The following is a 6000-nucleotide window of genomic DNA, read 5'->3' as shown; positions in this document are numbered from 1 at the left end:
CGAGCACGTGCTCCGGCTCGGTGAGCAGCCCGGTCGCGTGCCGGATCCACGGCGCGCCCGGGTCGTCGGCGGGCCGGGAGTGCAGCCGCAGCTCGCGGCGGCCGGCGTCGTCGGCCGCGTCCACCCGCAACTGCACCTGCACCGCTCCGCGCGCCGGCAGCACCAGCGGCGCGGCCAGCGTCAGGTCCTCGACCTGGGCGCAGCCCACCTGGTCGGCGGCGCGCACCGCGAGCTCCAGGAAACCGGTGCCGGGGAAGAACACCTGCCCGCCGACCACGTGGTCGGCCAGCCACGGGTGGGTGGCCAGCGACAGCCTGCCGGTGAACAGCACTCCGCCGCCGTCGGCCTCGTCCACCGCGGCCCCCAGCAGCGGGTGCTCGGCCTCGGCCAGCCCCAGCCCGGCGGCGTCCCCGGCCCGCGGCGCGGCGTCCGGCCAGTACCGCTCGCGCTGGAACGCGTAGGTGGGCAGCGCGACGCGCTCGCCGCCACCGGCGAAGAACTCCGCCCAGTCGACCGGAACCCCCGCCACGTGCAGCCGGGCCAGCGCGGTCACCGCGGCGGTGCGGTCGTCGCGGTCGCGGCGCAGCACCGGGATCACCGGGGTGCCCGGGTCCAGGGTCTCCTGCGCCATCGAGCACAGCGCGCTGTCCGGCCCCACCTCCAGGAACACCGAGGCGCCGTCGGCGGCGAGCGCGCGCACCCCGTCCGCGAACCGCACCGGTTCGCGCACGTGCCGGACCCAGTGCTCCGGGTCGGCGAGCTCCTCGGCGGTGGCGGTCCGGCCGGTCAGGTTCGACACCAGCGGCAGCCGCGGCCGACCGAAGGTGCAGCGCCGCACCACGGCCCGGAACTCGTCGAGCACCGGGTCCACCAGCGGCGAGTGGAACGCGTGGCTGACCGCGAGCCGGGTGGTCGTGCGGCCGTCCGCGTCGAGCCGCTGCCGCACCGCGTCCAGCTCGTCCGCGGCGCCGGAGAGCACCACCGAGCCGGGGGCGTTCACCGCGGCCACCGCGACCCGGTCGGTCAGCAGCGGCGCCACCTCGTCCTCGGTGGCGCGGACCGCGAGCATCGCGCCGCCGTCGGGCAACGCCTGCATCAGGCGGCCGCGGACGGCGACGAGTGCGGCGGCGTCCGGCAGCGACAGCACCCCGGCGACGTGCGCCGCGGTGATCTCGCCGAGGGAGTGCCCGGCCGCGAAACCGGGGGTGACGCCCCAGGATTCGAGCAGCCGGTGCAACGCCACCTCGACGGCGAACAGCGCGGGCTGGGCGTATCCGGTGCGGTCCAGCAGCGCGGCGTCGGCGCTGCCGGGCTCGGCGAACAGCAGCTCGCGCAGCGGCCGGTCCACGTGCGGGTCGAGTTCGGCGAGCACTTCCGCCAGCGCGTCGGCGAACGCGGGGAACCGCGCGGCGAGCTCCCGCCCGGCGCCGGCGCGCTGGGCGCCCTGCCCGGAGAACAGCACGGCGAGCTTCGCCGGTCGCTCCACCAGCCCGCGGTGCGCGCTGGCCGCGGTGCCGTCGAGCCACCCGGCGAGCGCGTCCCGCAGCTCGGTCCGGTCGGCACCGACCGCGACCAGCCGGTGCTCGCAGGCGGTGCGGGTGGTGGCCAGCGAGAACGCCACGTCCTCGGCGCGGGCGCCCGGGTGCGCGTCGAGGTGCGCGAGCAGCGCGCCCACCTGGTCGCGCAGCGCCTGCTCGGTGCGGCCGGAGACCAGCCACGGCACCGGGCCGGGCGGGGCAGCGGCGGGACCACCAGCGGACGCGGCGACGGCGGAACCGGCGTCCGAGAGCGCACCGGCTCGGCCGTCCCCGGACGGGGCGTCGTCCGGCGGCGTTTCGGCGGCGTCCGCGGTCTCCTCCGGTGCCTGCTCCAGGATCGTGTGGGCGTTGGTCCCGCTGACCCCGAACGAGGACACCGCCGCGCGGCGCGGCCTGCCGGTCTCCGGCCACGGTTCGGCGGCCGCGAGCAGTTCGACGGCGCCGGACGACCAGTCCACGTGCGAGGACGGCGGATCGCAGTGCAGCGTGCGGGGCAGCACGCCGTGCCGCATCGCCTGCACCACCTTGATCACCCCGGCGACGCCCGCGGCGGCCTGCGCGTGCCCGAGGTTGGACTTGATCGACCCCAGTCGCAGCGGTTCGGCTCTATCCTGCCCGTAGGTCGCCAGCAGGCTGCTCGCCTCGATCGGATCGCCCAGCGAGGTGCCGGTGCCGTGCGCCTCCACCAGATCGACGTCCGAAGTGGACAGTTCGGCGGCGGAGAGGGCCTGCCGGATCACGCGCTGCTGGGCACGCCCGCTCGGGGCGGTGAACCCGTTCGAGGCGCCGTCGGAGTTCACCGCGGAGCCGCGCACCAGCGCCAGCACCGGGTGCCCGTTGCGGCGCGCGTCGGAGAGCCGCTCCAGCACCAGCACCCCGACGCCCTCGGCCCAGCCGGTGCCGTCCGCGGCGTCGGAGAACGCCTTGCACCGGCCGTCGGTGGCGAGCCCGCCCTGCCTGCTGAACTCCAGCAGCGCGCCCGGCGTGCACATCACGTTCACGCCCCCGGCCAGCGCCAGCGAGCACTCCTCGGCCCGCAGCGCGTGCACCGCCTGGTGCACGGCCACCAGCGAGGACGAGCAGGCGGTGTCCACGGTGACCGCCGGGCCTTCCAGCCCCAGCTCGTAGGACAACCGGCCGGACACGGCACCTGCCGCGATGCCGGTGCCCACGTCGCCGTCGGCGTCGGCCAGCGAGCGCACCACCAGGTAGGCGTAGTCCTGCCCGTTGGTGCCGATGAACGCGCCGGTGCGGGTGCCGCGCAACACGGCCGGGTCGATCCCGGCGCGTTCGACGGCCTCCCAGGACACCTCCAGCAGCAGCCGCTGCTGCGGGTCCATGGACAGCGCCTCGCGGGGCGAGATGCCGAAGAAGCCGGGGTCGAAGTCGGCGACGCCGTCGAGGAAACCGCCGCGTCGGGTCACCTCGTTGCCGCGCGCGTCGGTGCCCGCGTCCCGCAGCTCCGCCAGGTCCCAGCCGCGGTCCGCGGGGAACTCGCCGATGGCGTCACCGCCCGAGTCGACCAGTTCCCACAGCTGCTCCGGGGAGCGGATCCCGCCCGGGTAGCGGCAGCCCATCGACACGATCGCGATCGGCTCGGACCGCTGCGCGAGGAGCCGCTGGTTCTGCCTGCGCAGCCGCTCGGTCTCCTTCATCGACGCGCGGAGTGCCTTTTCGACCTGCGCCTGCCGGTCCACCGGGGCGTGCTCGCCAGAGGTCATCATCAACTCCGTGGGTCGGTCTCGACATCAGTCGGTCTCGACGGCACCGTCGAGCGCCGCCTGCACGAGGTCGTCGAGTGCCATCGCGTCGATCGACTCGTCGGATCCGGTCTGGGTGCCGTCGGCGTGCTCGCCGTCCGGCCCGTCCAGCCCGTCCAGCGCCTCCAGGACGCCGGCGGCGCGCAGCGCGGACAGCGGTGCGGTGGCCAGCAGCCGCCGGATCCGCGCCTCCTCCGCGTCGTCCGCGGCCGGGTCGCCGCCGATGCCGAGCTCGGCGAGCAGGTGCTCGGCCAGGTCGGCGGGCGTCGGGTGGTCGAAGACCATCGTCGTGCCGAGCCGCAGGCCGCTCGCGGCACCGAGCCGGTTGCGCAGCTCCACGGCGGCCAGCGAGTCGAAGCCGAGTTCCCGGAACGCCCGGTCGGGGCCGACGGAGTCCGGGCCGGGGTGCCCGAGGATGTCGGCGCTGTGCTCGCGGACCAGGTCCAGCAGCACGTCCCGGCGGCGCCCAGCGGGCAGTTCGGCGAGCTCGGCGCGCAGCGAGCCGCGGTCGGCGGGTGCCGGTGCGGCGTGCTCGGCGTGGCCGGGCAGTTCGCGCAGCAGCGGGCTGGGCCGGGTCGCGGTGAACGCGCGGGCGAACCGCTCGCCGACCGCGGCGACCAGCGGTGCCGGTTCCGGCCCGGTGGCGAGTTCGTCGAGCGCCCGCAGCGCCAGGTCGGGCCGCATGGCGTCCACGCCACCGCGCTGCGCGCCGTCCGCCGCGTCCTGCCCGGCGGCCATCCCCGCACCGGCCCAGGCGCCCCAGGCGATGGAGGTGGCGGGCAGCCCGGCGGCGTGCCGCTGCTCGGCGAGCGCGTCGAGCACCGCGTTCGCGGCGGCGTACCCGGCCTGCCCGGCGTTGCCGACGGCGGCCGAGGCGGAGGAGAACAGCACGAACGCGGTCGGCTCGTGCTCGCGGGTGAGCTCGTCGAGCAGCAGCGCGCCGGTCACCTTGGTGCGCAGCACCGCGTCGAACCGGTCGGGGGTGAGCCCGTCGAGCACCCCGTCGTCGAGCACCCCGGCCGCGTGCACCACGCCGGTCAGCGGGTGCGCGGCGGGGATGCCGTCGAGCACGGCGGCCAGCGCGTCCCGGTCGGCGACGTCGCAGGCTTCGACGGCGGCGGAGGCGCCGAATTCGGCGAGTTCGGCACGGAGTTCCACGGCCCCGGGCGCGGCCGCACCGCTGCGGCTGAGCAGCACAAGGTGCTGCGCGCCGGCCGCGGCGAGGTGCCGGGCGACCTGGGCGCCGAGGGCGCCGGTGCCGCCGGTGACGAGCACGGTGCCGGTGGGGTTCCACCGCTGCGCGGGCCGTTCGGGCGCGGGCAGCAGCCGGCGGCCGAGGGTGGCACCTGGCCGCACCGCGACCTGGTCCTCGCCGTCGAGCCCGGCGAGCACCGCCGCGAACCGTCCGGCGGTGTCCGCGTCGAGCTCCGCGGGCAGGTCGATCAGCCCGCCCCAGCGGTCGGGGTGTTCGAGCGCGGCGACGCGGCCGAGCCCCCACGCGGCGGCCTGGGCCGGGTGCGGCACGGGTTCGCCGCGCCCGGTGGCGACGGCACCCCGGGTGACCGTCCACAGTGGCGCGTCGAGTCCGGCGTCGCCGAGCGCTTGCAGCAGGGTCGCGGTGCGCGCGGGCCCGACCGGCGCGGCGCGCCCGGTGTCGGTGGTGGCGAGCAGCGAGACCACGCCGTCGATGGCGCGTCCGCCGGTCGCCTCGCGGAGCAGGCCGGTCCAGGCGGCCCGGTCGGGGTCGTCGAGTTCGACGCGCACCGCGTCGTCGAACGCGCCGAGCACGTCGGCGACCTGCTCGGCGCCGCCCGCGGGCAGCACCAGCAGCCAGGTCCCGGTGGGCCGTGCCGTCGATGCGGTGAGCGCCTTCCAGCCGAAGCGGTGCCGCCAGGAGTCGACGATCGACTGCTCCTGCTGCCGTTCCCGCCAGCCGGACAGCGCGGGCAGCACCGCGGACAGCGCGGTGCCGGGCACGTCGAGTTCGGCGGCGAGCTCGTCGTAGTCGGCGTCGGCGACCGCGCTCCAGAACGCGGTATCGGATTCCGCCGCGGCAGCGGGGTTCTCCGGCGCGGGAGCCGTGGTCTCCGGCCAGAAGCGCTCGTGCTGGAACGGGTAGGTCGGCAGGTCGGCGCGGCGGGCGCCGCTGCCCGCGAAGAACTCGGTCCACCGCGGCGTGGTCCCGCTGGTGTGCAGCCGGGCCAGCGCGGTGATCGCGGTCTGCGCCTCGTCCCACCCGGCGCGCTGCGCGGGGACCACGTCGCCCTCGCCGTCGAGGGTTCCGGTGACCAGCGCGGAGAGCACCGCGTCCGGCCCCACTTCGCACCAGGTGCCGACGCCGCGGTCGGCGAGGGTGCGGACGCCGTCGGCGAACCGCACGGCGTGGCGCACGTGGTCCACCCAGTAGCCGGGGTCGCACAGCTGCTCGGCGGTGGCGACCCCACCGGTCAGGTTCGACACGACGGGGATCGCCGGGGCGGCGTAGCCGACTTCCCGCGCGGTGCGGCCGAATTCCTCCAGCATGGTGTCCATCAGAGGTGAGTGAAACGCATGGCTGACCCGCAAACGCCTAGTCTTTCGCCCGTTCGCCGCGAACCGTTCGGCGAGCTCGCGCACGTCCGGCTCGTCCCCGGCGAGCACCAGCGCGGCCGGGCCGTTGATGGCGGCGATCGCGACCCGCTCGGTGAGCAGCGGCGCGACCT

General features: G+C 76.7%; 1 protein-coding gene and 1 pseudogene (1 of these 2 running past the window's edge). Both read right to left on the bottom strand.

The window, feature by feature from the left end; genetic code table 11:
• Positions 1 to 3205: pseudogene (locus LCD31_RS17150) on the bottom strand (type I polyketide synthase); the annotation flags it as partial.
• 81 nt (positions 3206 to 3286) lie between these two features.
• On the bottom strand, positions 3287 to 6000 hold the 3' portion of the coding sequence (locus LCD31_RS17145) for a type I polyketide synthase (protein WP_224959387.1). 25018 nt of this gene lie beyond the right edge of the window; 2714 of the gene's 27732 nt are visible here — the last part of the coding sequence; its start codon lies beyond the right edge, outside the window — the gene reads right to left on this strand; it ends in the stop codon at positions 3287 to 3289.

It is taken from the genome of Saccharopolyspora sp. 6M, assembly GCF_020176775.1.
In the GTDB taxonomy this organism is placed as follows: Bacteria; Actinomycetota; Actinomycetes; order Mycobacteriales; family Pseudonocardiaceae; genus Saccharopolyspora_C; species Saccharopolyspora_C gregorii.
The sequence above is the reverse complement of the archived record's forward strand: the minus strand, read 5'-3'. Positions and strand labels throughout refer to the sequence as shown.